Source organism: Lacinutrix sp. C3R15, assembly GCF_018860825.1.
Classification (GTDB): Bacteria; Bacteroidota; Bacteroidia; order Flavobacteriales; family Flavobacteriaceae; genus Oceanihabitans.
The window spans coordinates 18,119-34,507 of the sequence record NZ_JAHKPZ010000038.1; the positions used below are offsets into that span (position 1 = coordinate 18,119).

The window sequence follows — 16,389 nt, forward strand, 5'->3', positions numbered from 1 at the left end:
ACACATTTTTAAAAAACTAAATGAATAACCACACAACCCATTCACACAACCATGGTCATACTATGATTTTTGGTAAAAAAACAGAACTGTATTTTGCTATACTATGTGGTATTTTTTTAGTACTTGGTTTTATTATTCAAATGCTTACTAATGCACCTAACTGGTTACACTTATTAAGCTATCTTATTTCTTATTTTTTTGGAGGGTATTTCATTTCTATTGAAGCTTTTCAAAAAATAAAAAAAGGAGGTTTTGATATTGATTTTTTAATGATTGCAGCAGCCATAGGAGCTGCCTATATTGGCAGTTGGGCTGAAGGCGCTTTACTTCTGTTTTTATTTAGTTTAGGGCATGCTTTAGAGCATTATGCCATGAATAAAGCAAAAAAATCTATTGAAGCTTTAAGTGATTTATCGCCAAAAACAGCAATAATTAAAAAAGACAACCATTTAACAGAAGTTCCTATTGAAAACCTAAAAATAGGAGATATCATTGTTGTTAAGCCAAACACTAAAATAGCAGCAGATGGCGTAATAATTTTTGGAAACAGCAGTATTAATCAAGCGCCAATTACAGGAGAAAGTATGCCTGTAGATAAAACTGCAATTTCAACAACAGATAAACTACCAGAATTTAAACATATAGACAAAAAGCATATTGCTTTTACAGGAAGCATAAATGGAGATAGCACCATTGAAGTGCATGTGCTAAAACAAAGTCATGACTCTACAGTAGCACGATTAATAAAAATGGTAAGCGAGGTAGAAACGCAAAAATCACCAACACAGCGTTTAACCAAAAAGTTTGAAAAATGGTATGTACCAATAGTAATATTTGTTGTGGCACTTTTATGTTTTGCCTATTTAATTATAGACGAAACTTTTAATCAAAGCCTATACAGAGCAATAACCGTTTTGGTTGCAGCCAGCCCTTGCGCTTTAGCAATTTCTACACCAAGCGCAGTTCTTAGTGGTATTGCAAGAGCGGCACAAAAAGGGGTTTTAATTAAAGGAGGAAAAGCGCTTGAAGACCTAGGAAGCATTAAAACCATTGCATTTGATAAAACAGGAACCTTAACCGAAGGAAAACCCAAACTTACTAATGTAATTCCTTTACATAATTTTAATGAAAAAGACTTTTTACAAATAGTTTTAGAGGTAGAAAGTTTAAGCAACCATCCTTTAGCAAAGGCAATTGCTAAAGACATTGAAAAATTACATGGTATTCATTTTAACAACCATGCTAACACCATAGAAGCCATACAAGGAAAAGGAGTTTCTGCGATTTATAAAAACGAAAAAGTTCTTATTGGTAACTTAAAACTAATGGAAGATGAAGGCATCGCTATTACAGATACCGTAACGTCAAAAATGAGCAGCCTATTGCAAAATGGGCACACTGTAATGCTAGTATCTTTTAAAAAGGAAGTTATTGGTATTATTAGCGTGATGGATCTGCCTAGAAAAACCGCAGCAAACACACTACAACAATTAAAAGCTATTGGCATAAAACGCATGATTATGCTTACTGGAGACCACCAGAATGTTGGAGATGCTATTGCTAAACAAATTGGCTTAACAGAAGCAAAAGGAAACTTACTACCAGAAGACAAAGTTGCAGCTATTAAAAATTTGTTAGCAACAGACACAAAAATAGCAATGGTTGGCGATGGTGTAAATGACGCTCCTGCAATGGCATTGAGTACTGTTAGTATAGCTATGGGAGCAGCAGGTAGTGATGTAGCTTTGGAAACTGCAGATGTAGCACTAATGTCTGACAAGATTGAAAACCTACCTTTTGTAATAGGCCTAAGTAGAGCATCTAAACGCATTATAAAAGAAAATATTTTTATAAGCCTGGGTGTTGTAGCTGTACTTGTTCCTGTTACTATTTTAGGACTAACTAATATTGGCTTGGCAGTTTTTTTTCACGAAGGCTCAACAGTGGTAGTTGTATTAAATGCCTTACGATTATTAGCTTACAAAAAACATATATAAAGTAACATTTTTAACGCAACCATTTACTATTTTAAGCATCTACTAAGGGTATATCTTTTAGAAAAATAAAGACACAACTTAAATAACAACAAAATGAAAAAAATATTTTTAGGATTACTACTTTTTACCGCTTTTACAACCTTTGCGCAAGAAGCTATTCCAGAAGAAAAAGTGAAGCATAGTGAAATTAAAGTAAATACTTTTAATCTTATTGTATTTAAAGCTGTAGATTTTTCCTATGAATATTTAATAGATTCTGAATCTTCAGTTGGCGCTTCTTTTCTTTTTAATTTACAAGACCGAGAAGACAGAGAATTTGAAGATGGACCTATTTACAACGAAAAATTTGCCTTTACGCCTTACTACAGACGCTACTTTTCTAGCAAGTATGCCTGGGGATTTTTCTTAGAAGCTTTTGGTATGTATAGCGTTCAAGAAGATGTATATACAGAGTACCTAGTAGGCTCTAACGACCCTGTTTACACAGATGAAACATCAAACAACTTAGCTTTTGGTATGTCTGTTGGCGGAAAATTTGTAAGCAAAAAAGGTTTCTTATTTGAAGTATATGGTGGCGTTGGTAGAAATTTAACAACATCTAACAATGAAGTTGGAACTGATTTTGTACCTCGTTTAGGCGCAACCCTTGGCTGGAGGTTTTAATACCAAAACTGATTTTATAAAAAAAAAGCCCAAGTTTAAAACTTGGGCTTTTTTTATTCCTGCTTTTTGCAAAGATTTATTATTTCATTTTCATTAGCCAATGTTTCACATCTACCTCAGCTTTTATTAAATCTTTTAAATCTTCTATTTTAACACGTTTTTGTTCCATAGTATCTCTGTGTCTTATAGTAACCGTATTGTTCTCTAAGGTTTCGTGATCTACAGTAATACAAAATGGTGTTCCGTTAGCATCTTGACGTCTGTATCGTTTTCCTACGGCATCTTTTTCGTCATAAAACACATTAAAATCCCATTTTAAGTCTTCTACAATTTGCTTTGCTACTTCTGGCAAGCCATCCTTTTTTACTAAAGGAAAGATTGCAGCTTTTACAGGAGCTAAAACTGCTGGTAGTTTTAAAACAGTTCTTGTAGTATTATTTTCTAATGTTTCTTCTACTAAAGAGTTTGAAAACACAGCTAAGAACATTCTGTCTAAACCAATAGAGGTTTCTAACACATAAGGTGTGTAGCTTTTGTTTTCTTCATGGTCAAAATACTGAAGCTTCTTACCAGAAAATTCTTCGTGTTGTTTTAAATCAAAATCGGTACGCGAGTGTATTCCTTCTAATTCTTTAAATCCGAAAGGGAATTTAAATTCAATATCTGTTGCAGCATCAGCGTAGTGTGCTAATTTTTCGTGGTCATGAAAACGATAATTGTCCTCTCCCATACCTAAAGAAAGGTGCCATTTTAATCTGGTTTCTTTCCATTTATCAAACCATTCTTTTTGTGTACCTGGTTTAATAAAAAATTGCATTTCCATTTGTTCAAACTCACGCATTCTAAAAATAAACTGTCTAGCAACAATTTCATTTCTAAATGCTTTTCCTGTTTGTGCAATACCAAAAGGAATTTTCATTCTTCCTGTTTTTTGTACATTCAAGAAGTTTACAAAAATACCTTGCGCTGTTTCTGGACGTAAGTACAAATCCATTGCTGTTTCTGCTGATGCACCAAGTTTGGTACCAAACATTAAGTTAAATTGTTTAACGTCTGTCCAGTTTCTGCTTCCTGTTAACGGATCTGCTATTTCTAATTCTTCAATTAGGGCTTTAACATCTGCCAGATCTTCTGCTTCTAAAGATTTTCCTAAGCGTTTTAATATGGTATCAATTTTTTCTTGATATCCTAATACTCTTCCGTTAGTTGTTAAAAACTCTTCTTTATTAAAGGCTTCTCCAAAGCGTTTTTCGGCTTTTTTTACTTCCTTTTCTATCTTGGTTTCTATTTTAGCACAATAGTCTTCTACTAAAACATCTGCGCGATATCTTTTTTTAGAGTCTTTGTTATCTATTAATGGGTCGCTAAAGGCATCAACGTGCCCAGAAGCTTTCCAGGTGGTAGGATGCATAAATATTGCGGCATCTATACCTACAATATTATCATGCATTTGCACCATGGCTTTCCACCAATAGTCACGAATGTTCTTTTTAAGCTCTGCTCCATTTTGTGCGTAATCATATACTGCACTCAAACCATCGTAGATTTCACTACTCTGGAATACGTAACCATACTCCTTTGCGTGAGAGATTACTTTTTTAAATTGTTCATCTTGATTTGCCATAGATGCAAAAGTAAAAAACCACTCCATATTAATGGAATGGTTTTTAAAAAATTATACGTTATTTTTTATTTTAATGTTATTGATGTATTTCCTAAAAATGTTGCGTTTTGAAATATGTTAACATCATAAGTACCAGCTTTTAGCATTTCTTTGTTTTTTAAACTTATTTTAAGGCATGCGGTTACTTGATCTGACACATTTTTTACTGTTGTTTTTCCGCTATATGCAATGTGCTTTTCTTCAAATTTAAGAACACCTCTTTCAGATATTATTTCATCATTAACATCTACAATTTGAACATAAATATTTTTACTTCCTTTATTTGTATATGCATTACTCTCTAAGGTAGTACAAACCTCAAAATAATCTGTTTTACTCGCTTTATTGGTTTCAAAAAACCTTAATGATGAGCTAGTATTTAATGCTGCAACTTTTATATGGTTTGCTTTAAGCATACCAACCTCATTAATGATTTTATATAGTTTTTTGTTTTTTAATACCAAACTATCTAATTCTAGTTTTTGGCTTTCAAATTGTTGAGAAACAGAATCTACCTGTGATTGTAAGATATTATTATTTCTAACAAGCGAGTCTATATGACCAAAAACACCTTCTCTTTCCTTTTTAAGAGTATGTATTTGGCTTTTGTATTTACTAATTAATGATACATCTGTTTTTGTGTTTTTTACTAAGTTTAAAATGCTCTCTACTTTTGTTTTTGAGGTTTCTAACTTTGTTTTAACAACTTGGTTTTCTACAAAAACATCTTCATAAAGAGAAATCATTTCTTTTAATTCATTTTGAACAAGGTTTTTTTCTTGCTCTAAAAATTCTTCTTGATTTTTAAATGAATTAAAATAGGAAATACTATAAGATCCTAAAACAGTAATTACAATTACCAGTGTACCAATAATTAATCTGTAGTTAAAAGTTTGAGGGAAAACTAACATATTATTTATTTTACTGCACGAAACTATATATTTTGTATGATTTATTACATTTTATTCGTTAAAGTATAAGAAATAATTGTTAAAGCAATTTTATTAAACTTTTCACTTTAAATTTTGTAAGTTTAGTATTATGTTTCAATCTATTATAGATTTATTCTTTCCAAAAGTATGCTATGCATGTTATGTGCACTTGCAGGATTATGAACAGTATGTTTGTACATCTTGCAGACATAGTTTGCCTGTTACTAATTATCATTTTAATGCAAACAATGCGGTTGAAAAAGTTTTTTATGGTCGTGAAAAAGTAGAACAAGCTACTGCTTTACTTCGTTTTGAAAAGAAAAGCATTGTACAGCAACTTATTCATAATTTAAAATATAGAGGTTATGAAGAAATTGGTGTTTTTTTAGGGCAATGGTTAGGTAACGAATTAAAAGAAATAGCAGCTTATAATGAAATAGATATTGTTATTCCTGTGCCTTTACATAAAAAGAAATTAAAAAAAAGAGGCTATAATCAAGTTGCTAAATTTGGCCAAGAAATAGCCAAAGCTTTGCAAGCAGATTACAATGATGCTTCATTAATTAAAATTACAAATACCACCTCACAAGTAACCAAGAAAAGATTTGCTCGTTGGCAAACTAACTATGAGCTTTTTGCTTTGCAAAATGCTTCTTTAATAGAAAACAAACATGTTTTAATTGTAGATGACATTATTACCACAGGAGCAACTTTAGAGTCTTGCATTCAAATACTAAATAAAGCCAAAAATGTTAAAATAAGCATTGCTACCATGGCAATAGTGCAATGAGTGTTTTGTTAATGATAAATATGTTGTTACTTTGTACAAAATCATGAAATTAATAATGCGTAATAAGTTATCTAATTTATTTTTTATACTAACCATAGGCTTAATCCTAATTAGCTGTGCAAATAGAGGAAATCCTAGTGGTGGACCTAAAGATATTACTGCTCCTAAAATTGTTAAATCTATACCCCAAAATTACACCACTAATTTTAACGGTAAGGAAATTAAAATCTATTTTGATGAGTATGTAAAAATTAAAAACCTTACCAAACAGCTTATTATTTCTCCGCCAATGGATCCTTCTCCAGAAGTAACTCCTCTAGGTACAGCCAGCAAGTACATTACTATTAAAATTAATGATACCTTGTTAGAAAATACTACCTATGCTTTTAACTTTGGAAACAGTATAGTAGATAATAATGAAGAAAATCCATACTCTTATTACAAATTTGTTTTTTCTACTGGTAATTATATAGATTCACTATCTGTTAAAGGAGATATTTTAGATGCTTCGTTACGTAAACCTGAAGATTTTGTTTCTGTTAGGTTATATGAAATAGATTCTACTTTTAGCGACTCTATTGTATACAAAAAACTACCAAAATATGTAACTAACACATTAGATAGCACTACAACTTTTAGTATAGATAATATTAAAGCAGGCAAATATATGCTTGTGGCCTTAAAAGATGCTAATGAAGATAATAAATTTCAGCAATTAACAGATAAAATAGGGTTTTATAAAGACTACATTACAGTACCTACAGACAGCACTTATTCTTTAAAATTATTTAAAGAAGAAGCAGATTTCAGCATTATAAGACCTCGTTTGGTTGCTGGCGAAAAAATAGCATTTGGTTATCAAGGTGATTACAAAAATACAGCAATTAATATTACCTCTGTGGTACCTGATACTTTTAAATATACCATTACAAAAGATGCTCAAACAGATTCATTAAACTATTGGTATTCCCCAAGATTAAAAGATACAGACTCTTTACTTTTTACAGTAAAAAACAATAAATACACTAAAGATTTTACGGTTAAAATAAGTGACCAACCTAGAGATTCATTAAAAATAGAGGCTAGTAAAGGAACCTTAAACTTTAAAGACAATTTTAAAATAACTGCCAATATTCCGTTGACTAATTTTAACGAAAAAAAACTTACTATTTTAGATAAAGATTCTTTACAAGTAGCATACACAACGGTTTTAGACACGCTTAAAAACACCTATTCACTTATTTTTGATAAAACGGAAAACAACAAATACTTTGTTCAAGTTTTACCTGAAGCCTTTACCGATTTTTTTAATAATAAAAATGATTCTTTAAATTACACTTTAAGCACAAGAAACTTTGCAGATTATGGTAATGTAAGAGTAACTTTATACAATGCTAAATACCCAATAATTGCACAACTAACAGATGCTAAAGGCGAATTAAAAGCAGAAATATATAGTACACAACCAGAACCATTAGATTTTAGGTATTTAGACCCTGCAAAGTATTATTTACGTATTATATATGATACCAATAAAAACAAAAAATACGACTCTGGTAATTATTTAAAAAAGCGTCAACCAGAGCGTATTAGCCATTTTAAAGAAGCTATTGAGGTACGTGCTAATTGGGATCCTATTATAGATTTTACTCTGTTAGATTAAAAGCATCGCTATCTCCTAAAAACTGTAATCGCTCACGATATTTTTTTATATGCTTTTTATCTAGTGTAACGATTTGGGTTTGCTCTTTACCTAAGGTAATAGCACTTATTTTTTCACCTAAAACGTCATATACAGCAGAACTTCCAGAGTATTCATAATTATTGACATCAAAACCAACTCTGTTAACACCAATGCAATAGCTCATATTTTCTATAGCACGTGCTTTTAGCAAGGCATCCCAAGCAGTAATTCTTAGTTTTGGCCAATTAGCAACATATAGTAACAAATCATATGCATCTGTATTCCTTGCCCAAACAGGAAAACGCAAATCATAACACACTAAAGGGCATATTTTCCAACCCTTATAGTTTACCAATATTCTTTTATCTCCTGCCTGATAGACTTTATCTTCGCCTGCAAGCGTAAAGGTGTGTCGTTTATTATAAACGTCTATTCTTCCTTCAGGATGCACAAATAAAAGTCGGTTATAGTATTTATTATCCTCTGTAATAATAAGACTTCCTACAATAGCAGATTTACTTTTACTAGCCATTTCAAGCATCCATTGTACCGATGCTCCTTGCATGGTTTCTGCAAGTGTTGAGGCATTCATGGTAAACCCTGTAGTAAACATTTCTGGAAGCAAAATAAGATCTACTGCCTCTGTGATTGCATTGATTTTTTGCGCGAAAAGCAACCTGTTCTCTTTTGGGTTTTCCCAAACTAAATCAGACTGAACAACTGCTATTTTTAATTTTTCTTGCATACTTTAAAAGTACAGGATTTTTGTTAAAAACAACAAGAATTTAAAACTAAAAAAAATCCAGAAACAAGTAATTATGTTTCTGGATTTTAATTAAAATAACCTTAAGTAAGCACTAAATTTTTCTTAGTTTTTTATCTGCTTTCTCTATGTCTTTATTATAACCTTCTATTTTTTTAAGCCATTTTTCTTCATCTTGTGGAGAAAGTTTTCCTTTTCGCTTTAGCTTATCATATTTTTTCTGAGAACTATATAATTTGTTTTTAGCTTTTTCAAGGTTTTTTTGCGCTTTTTCTTTATTCTTTATTTCTTTTTGCGCTTTTTTAAGTTCCTTTTCTGCTTTTTTTCGTTCTTTTTCACTCGTTTTTAGCGCTTCTTCACGAGCCTCTTCTTCCTTTTGCTTATTTTTAAATGCTTTTTCCTTTTCCTTTTCGGCCTTTGCTATTTCTTTTTCTTTTTTCTCTTGCTCCTTTTCTGCTTTCTCTTTTGCTATCTCGGCTTGTTTTTTCTCTTCTAGTAATTGCATCTCTGCTTCATAAGCAGTAAAGATTTCATTGCGTTTTTCTTGAGTTAACATTTCTGTAACCTCTTTATCTCCTTGATAAATTTTATTGTTTTTTACTTTATAAGCTTCTGTATTTTCTACATTTTGAGCATGAATAGTAAAGCTAAAAGCTAAAAAAAATGTTACTGCAATTAATTTTTTCATTATTATCTTATTTAATATTTTTCTTAATATAAATTACAAATATATTGCCAAACTATATATAACCAACTTATATTTTATTAATAATTTCTGCTGCCTTTTTTAAAGTATCCTTTGTTTTGGCAAAACAAAAACGCAATACCTTATCATCTTTGTTATCATCATTAAAAACCGATAATGGTATAGCAGCTAATTTATTTTCAACCGTTAATCGTTTTGCAAAATCTACATCGTATTCTTGGGTAATTTCAGAAAAATTTAAAACCTGAAAATACGTTCCTTGTGATGCTTGAAAAGTAAATCTTGAGTCTTTAATCAAACTTAAAAACAAATCTCTTTTTTCTTGATAGAATGCTGCTATTTCTAGATAATGATTAGAATCTTGTAAATAATCTGCCAACCCTTTTTGCATAGGATGGTTTACAGAAAACACATTAAACTGGTGTACTTTTCTAAACTCTGTCATCAACGGTTTTGGAGCGCAACAATACCCTATTTTCCAACCCGTATTATGAAAAGTTTTACCAAAAGAAGCTGTTATAAAACTTCTAGCTTTTAAATCAGGAAACAAACAAGCGCTTTGGTGCTTTTTACCATCAAAAATAATATGCTCATACACCTCATCACTAAGCACAATAATATTTGTGTTTTTAGTAAGTGCTTCAAGTTGCAACATATCTGCTTTACTTAAAACACTACCACTAGGATTATGTGGTGTATTTATTATAATCATCTTTGTTTTATGGTTAATTTTTTGCTTTACAGCACTCCAATCTACACTATAATTTGGTGCATTTAACTGTACGGAAACAGGTTTTGCTCCTTGAAGTAAAATTGCTGGTTCATAACAATCATAAGCAGGTTTAAAAATAATAACCTCATCCTCCTGTTTTACAAAAGCAGAAATAATAGTAAAAATAGCCTGTGTAGCTCCAGCAGTAATGGTAATTTCTGTTTCGGGATGATAACTACTGTTATATAATAAATCAAATTTATTAGCAATACGCTCTCTTAACTCAATATTTCCTGGCATTGGCGCGTATTGGTTATAACCAGATTGCATGGCTTTGGCAACCAAATCCTTTAATTTTTTATCACTTTTAAAGTTTGGAAATCCCTGCGATAAATTAATTGCCTGGTGCTTATTTGCTAAGGCACTCATGACAGAAAAAATAGTAGTTTCTATGTTTGGAAGTTTAGAAATATGCTTCATAATTATAAATATAATGACAATTTATCTTTAAACGCTTCTTTGTCCTTAATAAAAATAGGAATACCGTTTACAAAAGGAAACACGTGGAATGAACAAGAAATTAGTAAAATCTACAAAAAGAAAACAGTAGTTTAATTACATCTATTAATACTTCATTTTTTATCTTTGGAAGCATTCAAACAAAAACAGAACATATGAAATTTTTAAAATTTTTATTACTTTTTATAACGCTGAATATGTCAGCGCAGCAAGGTGGTATGTGGATTCCTTCACTATTAGAAGGTATGAACGAAACCGAAATGGCAAATCTTGGCAGTAAACTTACAGCCCAAGATATTTATGATGTGAACCAATCTAGTTTAAAAGACGCTATTGGTCATTTTAATGGTGGTTGTACCAGTGAAGTTATTAGTGACAAAGGATTAATTTTAACTAACCATCACTGCGGATTTAGTCAAATACAATCACATTCTTCATTAGAAAACGACTATTTAAAAGATGGTTTTTGGGCCATGTCTTTAGATGAAGAATTACCAAACGAAGGTTTATTTGTTGAGTTTATTGTTAGCATTACAGATATAACAGAAGAAATTCTTGCTGTTATTAACGATGACATGACCGAAAAAGAAAAGCAATCTGTTATCGATAAAAACGCTAATGGCTTAATGAAAAATTGGCCTAGAGAGGCTTGGCAAGATGTAAAAGTGAAAGCTTTTTTTAAAGGAAATCAATATTTTTTATTCGTTACAGAACGTTTTGAAGATATTCGTTTGGTTGGTGCACCACCAACAAGCATTGGTAAATTTGGTAGTGATACAGACAATTGGGTGTTCCCGAGACATACTGGAGATTTCTCTATGTTTCGTATTTATGCTGATGCTAATAACAGACCTGCAAAATACAGCAAAGACAACAAACCATACAAGCCAAAACACTTTTTACCAGTTTCTTTAGATGGTGTTGAAGAAGGTGACTTTACTATGGTTTTTGGTTTTCCTGGAACCACAAATGAGTACCTTCCTGCTGTAGCAATTGAGCATATTACCCAAGAATTTAACCCAACAAATATTGCTATTCGTGAAGCTGCATTACAAGTGATTGATGCAAAAATGAAAGAAAGTGATGCAGTAAGAATTAAATACGCCTCTAAACAAGCACGTATTGCTAACGCTTGGAAAAAATGGATTGGCGAGAATTTAGGAATTGAAAAAAGTGATGCTGTTGCAAAACGACGTGCTTTTGAAGCTACTTTTACTAAAGCGTTAAAAGAAAAAGGACTAGAAGATAAATACGGAAATATTTTACCTCAATTTGACAAATTATATAGTGACTTTGCACCTATAAACATTAAACGCAGAAACTTTATTGAAGTCTTTTTGGTAACTAATGAGTTAATGCAAATGACGTTTAGAGCCTACCAAATGGAACAAGCTATCACTGCAAACCCGGAAGCTTTTGACAAAGCAAAAGAGCGTTTAGAAGGAACCCTAAAAAGCATTCATAAAAATTATGATGTAGCTGTAGATAAAGGTGTTTTTACTAATGTAATGCCTTTTTACAATAAAGATGTAGATGCTTCTATTTATGACAAAACAGCTTTCACTACCCTAGACAACGCTTTAAAACTTTTAGATGGAGATGCTAAAGCCGTAATTAAAAAGCTAAATAAAGATGTGGCATACCAATATGCCAAACCAATGATTGAAGAGTTCTACAGCACAATAAACAAAGAATTTGAAGAAAAAAACGAACCTATTACAGCCTTACAAACTACGTATATGACTGCTTTAATGAAAGCTTTACCAGAAGCACGTTATTTTCCAGATGCTAATAGTACGCTTCGTGTAACCTATGGTCAAGTACGAGGTTACTCACCAAGAGACGCTGTATATTACAACCCTGTGAGTTATTTAGAAGGTGTGGTTGAAAAATATGTTCCTGGAGATTATGAATTTGATGTTCCAGAAAAGTTATTAGAACTTTATAAAAACAAAGATTATGGTCAATATGCAGATAGTAACGGAAAAGTGCCTGTTTGCTTTTTAGGAACCAACCACACTACAGGAGGAAACTCTGGAAGCCCTGCCATTGATGCACACGGAAACTTAGTAGGACTTAACTTTGACAGAGTTTGGGAAGGTACTATGAGCGATATGAATTACGATCCTGAAATTTGCCGAAATATTATGGTAGATTTACGTTATGTATTATTTATTGTAGATAAATACGCTGGAGCCACGCATTTAATTGACGAGATGCAATTGGTACACCCTAAAACAGATAAGCAATAAGCATCTCGCTTATACCTAAAATTAAGTATCAAAAAAACCTGTCTCGTTTTAAAACGAGACAGGTTTTTTTTTATTTAGATTGCGCAAAAACCAATAAGTAAATACCTATTCTTCTATTTTAGCATCTGTATTTTTAGCTACTTAAACAATCTCCATCTTCTTCAACAAAAAACTAGCATTCATATTTTGACAAATACCTTGTTTTAATTTGTAATCAAAATACAATTCGTCGTTTACAATTTCTGCATCAAAATAATAGTTTTTTACTTCATCGAGTTCTTTTTCAATTTCGCATAAACTTAAATCATGCGTTGCTATAATTCCTATTGCGTTTTTAGAAACTAATTTTTCAACAAACTTACGAGAACCAATCGCTTTATCTGTAGAGTTTGTGCCTTTTAAAATTTCATCCAGAATAATAAAATATCTATCCTCTTGTAAAGCGTCTACAATAAACTTTAAGCGCGTTAACTCGCTAAAGAAATAACTACTGTCATCGGTAAGAGAATCGCTGGTACGCATACTTGTAATCAATTTTATAGGATTGTATATGCTAGACGTTGCGCAAATAGGCAAGCCTACATTTGCCATCACGATATGTAAGGAAACGGTTCGTAAAAAAGTACTCTTTCCTGCCATATTAGCTCCTGTAACAATAAAAAACTGTTGGTCTGTGATGGTTAAATCACTTGCAACTCTTTTAGAAGCATCTAGTAATGGATGCCCTAAATTTTTAGCTTCTAATACAGTATCATTAGCCACAATTTCTGGAAAAACATATTCTTGGTGATTAAAAGTATAGGCACCAAAAGTATTATATGCATCAAAAAAAGCAACCACTTCAAACCAGTGCGCAACTGTAGTTTTGTATTGTGCAATCCATTGTTCTATAGCATATGCGTTTCTTAAGTCGGATAAGAAAAAACCGTTTCCAAAAATGGCAGAAATTAAATTATTTCTATTGTCTAAAGCATCTAAATTTTTTGAGAACTGCTTAAAAATAAGGGAAGCTTTTTTTTCCTCCTGCTGTATGTATGCTTGCTTTTCTTTTAATAAAGAACTTGTAAAACTTTCACTTTCTATTTGCTGTAATAAGGAAGCATATTGTTTAAAAACATCTTTTACCTTATCTGTATTTGCAGCAAGAATATTTATTTTTTTAAGATATATACCAGAAATACCTAAACCTATAAGCAACCAATACCCTAAAAATAAAAAGGAGATCACCTCAAAAATTGCTAATAATAAAACAATAGCAGAACCAATAGTAAAAGCCAGTGGTAAAACCCGCATGACTTTAGGCAAAAATGAAGTATGCGCTTTTAGCCATTCTATAATTTGTATTGCAGGAGTTTCTATTTTAATTAAACTTGCAACTGCTTTAAAATGTTGTCGCCATTTTGGCTTATTCGCTAATTCTTTAATTGCTTCTTGACGTAAATTAATGTTTTCAATATTATTTGCCGTAAGCGCTTGCACTAAAGCTTTGGTACCTTCTTCTGTTGCTGTTCTATTAATAAACTGAAAAAAAGAACCCTTACCAAACAAATCAATATCTAAGCTAAAAGCATGGTTTGGGTTTTGATACTGTAAGCCTGTTTCTCTTTCTTTAAAATCTCCAGAAGCTATTTTAAGCTCTTCTTCATTAATAGTAATTAATGCTTTTTTTAACTTATGTTGGTATTTAAGATCTGTGTATTTAGAAAGTAAATAGATAAAAACAGCGATACCTAAAAGCGCTATAGGTATTACTATTTTAGCAGTATTAAAAGTATAATAAACACCTATAGCAGTAGCTACAAATACCACAAATCTTACTAAACTTAAACTTGTAAGTTGTTTAAATAACTGTTTAGCTTCTAGCGTATATTGTTCTTTTTCTTGCTTGTAAAATGTATTTGAATCTTGCATTGTTTATAGTTGCATGGTATCTAATTTTTGAAAAACAGCTAGTATGGTATGTACCGCATTTTTATAAAAATCAGGATGAATATTTTTGTAATCGTCTGTTGGTTGGTGGTAATCTTTATGATCTTCAACACCAAAATAAATAAAAGGAATACCTGCTTTATGAAAGGATGCATGGTCTGAAGCATAGGTCCAATCGTCTAGTTTATCGCTACCATCATGCCCAATACGCAATTGTAAGTTGCCATAAGGAATTGTATTTTTAATAGGAGCTTCTAAATGTTTGTAGTATTTAGAACCAACAGCATATAATTGGTTTTTATCGCTTCTACTTATCATATCCATATTGATATTTAACTTAATATTTTCAATAGGAATAATGCTATTTTCCACAAAATATTTAGAACCTACTAAGCCTAGCTCTTCTGCATCAACAGCAGCTAAAATTACAGAATGCTTAGGCGGATTTTCTTTAAAGTATTCCGCGAAAGCGATTAAAGCAGCAATACCAGAAGCGTCATCATCTGCACCATTATAAATTTCTCCGTTTTGTATACCTTCATGGTCATAATGGGCAGATAAAATAATGTACTCTTTAGTGTTTGATGTACCAGGTATAAGAGCTAAAACATTAGCCGCATGATACGTTTTTCCTGCTTGAAAAGTAAAGGATTGCAAATACCCAGAACCTAAAGGATGTACTCCTAATTGGGCAAAGCGTTCTACAATATACTCTTGGGCTAAAGCAGCACCATTAGTACCTGTTCTTCGTCCTTCATACGCATCAGAAGACAGTATTTCAACGTCTTCCAGCAATGCGCTTGTATTTAAATAATAGGCTGTAGAAACCACCGCAGCTTCTGTATTCTTTTGCGATGTGTTTTGCGTTTTGCAGCTTATAACAAATACCACTAAAAATAAACAAGTAAAGTATCTATAATTCATATGGAATGATTTGATGCTAAAGCTAAACAAAAAATCTCAAGATTGCTCTTGAGATTTTTTGTTTTATATGAGATTCTTTGCTTACGCTCTGAATGACATTATCCTTTTAAAGACGCTTTTAAATACTCGCTGTTCATACGTGCAATGTTTTCTAAAGAAATTCCTTTAGGACATTCTACCTCACAAGCTCCAGTATTGGTACAGTTACCAAAACCTTCTTCGTCCATTTGTTTTACCATATTTAAAACACGGTCTGTAGCTTCTATTTTACCTTGAGGTAAAAGTGCAAATTGCGATACTTTAGCACCAACAAATAACATAGCACTTGAATTTTTACAAGAAGCAACACATGCACCACAACCAATACAAGTAGCAGCTTCAAAAGCTTTATCTGCATCGTGTTTGTTTACAGGAATTGCATTTGCATCAATAGTATTACCCGAAGTATTTACAGATATAAATCCTCCTGCATGTTGAATTCTATCAAAAGCACCTCTATCTACAATTAAATCTTTTACAACAGGAAATGCAGTAGCTCTAAATGGCTCGATAGTAATAGTATCTCCATCTTTAAACATACGCATGTGTAACTGGCATGTTGTTACACCACGATCAGGACCATGTGCTTCTCCGTTAATATATAAAGAACACATACCACAGATTCCTTCACGACAATCGTGATCAAAAGCTACAGGTTCTTCATCGTTATTTACAAGTTGTTCGTTAAGTACATCTAACATTTCAAGGAAAGACATATCTGGTGAAATATCGCTGACTTTATAATCAACCATTTTACCTTTATCACTAGCGTTTTTTTGACGCCAAATCTTAAGTGTTAAATTCATCATAGCTTCC

The 16,389-nt window shown here is 31.8% G+C and carries 13 protein-coding genes; 5 read left to right on the top strand and 8 right to left on the bottom strand.

Features of this window, described 5'->3' with window-relative positions:
* Nucleotides 1-20 precede the first annotated feature (20 nt).
* The gene (locus KO494_RS14885) at nt 21-1,997 is read left to right on the top strand and encodes a heavy metal translocating P-type ATPase (protein WP_215968412.1); all 1,977 of its coding nucleotides are present in this window, start codon (nt 21-23) and stop codon (nt 1,995-1,997) included.
* A gap of 93 nt (nt 1,998-2,090) precedes the next feature.
* The gene (locus KO494_RS14890; protein WP_215968413.1) at nt 2,091-2,660 is read left to right on the top strand and encodes a DUF3575 domain-containing protein; all 570 of its coding nucleotides are present in this window, start codon (nt 2,091-2,093) and stop codon (nt 2,658-2,660) included.
* Between the two features lie 79 nt (nt 2,661-2,739).
* Here KO494_RS14890 and KO494_RS14895 read toward each other — a convergent pair whose 3' ends face one another.
* Nucleotides 2,740-4,284, bottom strand: coding sequence for a glycine--tRNA ligase (locus tag KO494_RS14895; protein ID WP_215968557.1), 1,545 nt, complete (start codon nt 4,282-4,284; stop codon nt 2,740-2,742).
* Between the two features lie 65 nt (nt 4,285-4,349).
* Nucleotides 4,350-5,234 (bottom strand): hypothetical protein, encoded by an 885-nt coding sequence (locus KO494_RS14900; RefSeq protein ID WP_215968414.1) that lies wholly within the window; start codon nt 5,232-5,234, stop codon nt 4,350-4,352.
* 130 nt (nt 5,235-5,364) lie between these two features.
* On the opposite strand from KO494_RS14900, the gene KO494_RS14905 reads away from it, so the two are divergent.
* Nucleotides 5,365-6,045, top strand: coding sequence for a ComF family protein (locus tag KO494_RS14905; RefSeq protein WP_215968415.1), 681 nt, complete (start codon nt 5,365-5,367; stop codon nt 6,043-6,045).
* Nucleotides 6,046-6,088: 43 nt separating this feature from the next.
* Entirely contained in the window at nt 6,089-7,708 is a 1,620-nt protein-coding gene (locus tag KO494_RS14910) for an Ig-like domain-containing protein (RefSeq protein WP_252730411.1), read from the top strand.
* On the opposite strand, the gene KO494_RS14915 is transcribed toward KO494_RS14910, so the two are convergent.
* From KO494_RS14915 to KO494_RS14925, 3 genes are all read right to left on the bottom strand, one after another.
* A complete protein-coding gene (locus KO494_RS14915; RefSeq protein ID WP_215968416.1) occupies nt 7,692-8,474 on the bottom strand; it encodes an amidohydrolase in 783 nt (260 codons plus the stop codon). The two genes, KO494_RS14910 and KO494_RS14915, sit on opposite strands and share 17 nt — an antisense overlap.
* Nucleotides 8,475-8,586: 112 nt before the next feature.
* Nucleotides 8,587-9,180 (bottom strand): hypothetical protein, encoded by a 594-nt coding sequence (locus KO494_RS14920; RefSeq protein ID WP_215968417.1) that lies wholly within the window; start codon nt 9,178-9,180, stop codon nt 8,587-8,589.
* A 67-nt stretch (nt 9,181-9,247) separates the two neighbouring features.
* Nucleotides 9,248-10,390: a methionine aminotransferase gene (locus KO494_RS14925; RefSeq protein ID WP_215968418.1), complete on the bottom strand. Its 1,143-nt coding sequence runs from the start codon at nt 10,388-10,390 to the stop codon at nt 9,248-9,250.
* Nucleotides 10,391-10,584: 194 nt separating this feature from the next.
* On the opposite strand from KO494_RS14925, the gene KO494_RS14930 reads away from it, so the two are divergent.
* The gene (locus KO494_RS14930) at nt 10,585-12,681 is read left to right on the top strand and encodes a S46 family peptidase (protein WP_215968419.1); all 2,097 of its coding nucleotides are present in this window, start codon (nt 10,585-10,587) and stop codon (nt 12,679-12,681) included.
* A 141-nt stretch (nt 12,682-12,822) separates the two neighbouring features.
* On the opposite strand, the gene KO494_RS14935 is transcribed toward KO494_RS14930, so the two are convergent.
* The 3 genes from KO494_RS14935 to KO494_RS14945 form a co-directional block, all read right to left on the bottom strand.
* A complete protein-coding gene (locus KO494_RS14935; protein WP_215968420.1) occupies nt 12,823-14,592 on the bottom strand; it encodes a DNA mismatch repair protein MutS in 1,770 nt (589 codons plus the stop codon).
* A gap of 3 nt (nt 14,593-14,595) precedes the next feature.
* Nucleotides 14,596-15,534, bottom strand: a complete 939-nt coding sequence (locus KO494_RS14940) for a M28 family peptidase (protein ID WP_215968421.1) — start codon at nt 15,532-15,534, stop codon at nt 14,596-14,598.
* A gap of 98 nt (nt 15,535-15,632) precedes the next feature.
* Complete coding sequence (locus KO494_RS14945) at nt 15,633-16,379, bottom strand: succinate dehydrogenase/fumarate reductase iron-sulfur subunit (protein WP_215968559.1); 747 nt, start codon at nt 16,377-16,379, stop codon at nt 15,633-15,635.
* Nucleotides 16,380-16,389 lie beyond the last annotated feature (10 nt).

Excerpts from the sequence above, each read along its gene's own strand:
- KO494_RS14885 (WP_215968412.1), top strand. The coding sequence starts at position 21 with ATGAATAACCACACAACCCATTCACACAACCATGGTCATACTATGATT.
- KO494_RS14890 (WP_215968413.1), top strand. The coding sequence starts at position 2,091 with ATGAAAAAAATATTTTTAGGATTACTACTTTTTACCGCTTTTACAACC.
- KO494_RS14895 (WP_215968557.1), bottom strand. The coding sequence starts at position 4,284 with ATGGCAAATCAAGATGAACAATTTAAAAAAGTAATCTCTCACGCAAAG.
- KO494_RS14900 (WP_215968414.1), bottom strand. The coding sequence starts at position 5,234 with ATGTTAGTTTTCCCTCAAACTTTTAACTACAGATTAATTATTGGTACA.
- KO494_RS14905 (WP_215968415.1), top strand. The coding sequence starts at position 5,365 with ATGTTTCAATCTATTATAGATTTATTCTTTCCAAAAGTATGCTATGCA.
- KO494_RS14910 (WP_252730411.1), top strand. The coding sequence starts at position 6,089 with ATGAAATTAATAATGCGTAATAAGTTATCTAATTTATTTTTTATACTA.
- KO494_RS14915 (WP_215968416.1), bottom strand. The coding sequence starts at position 8,474 with ATGCAAGAAAAATTAAAAATAGCAGTTGTTCAGTCTGATTTAGTTTGG.
- KO494_RS14920 (WP_215968417.1), bottom strand. The coding sequence starts at position 9,180 with ATGAAAAAATTAATTGCAGTAACATTTTTTTTAGCTTTTAGCTTTACT.
- KO494_RS14925 (WP_215968418.1), bottom strand. The coding sequence starts at position 10,390 with ATGAAGCATATTTCTAAACTTCCAAACATAGAAACTACTATTTTTTCT.
- KO494_RS14930 (WP_215968419.1), top strand. The coding sequence starts at position 10,585 with ATGAAATTTTTAAAATTTTTATTACTTTTTATAACGCTGAATATGTCA.
- KO494_RS14935 (WP_215968420.1), bottom strand. The coding sequence starts at position 14,592 with ATGCAAGATTCAAATACATTTTACAAGCAAGAAAAAGAACAATATACG.
- KO494_RS14940 (WP_215968421.1), bottom strand. The coding sequence starts at position 15,534 with ATGAATTATAGATACTTTACTTGTTTATTTTTAGTGGTATTTGTTATA.
- KO494_RS14945 (WP_215968559.1), bottom strand. The coding sequence starts at position 16,379 with ATGAATTTAACACTTAAGATTTGGCGTCAAAAAAACGCTAGTGATAAA.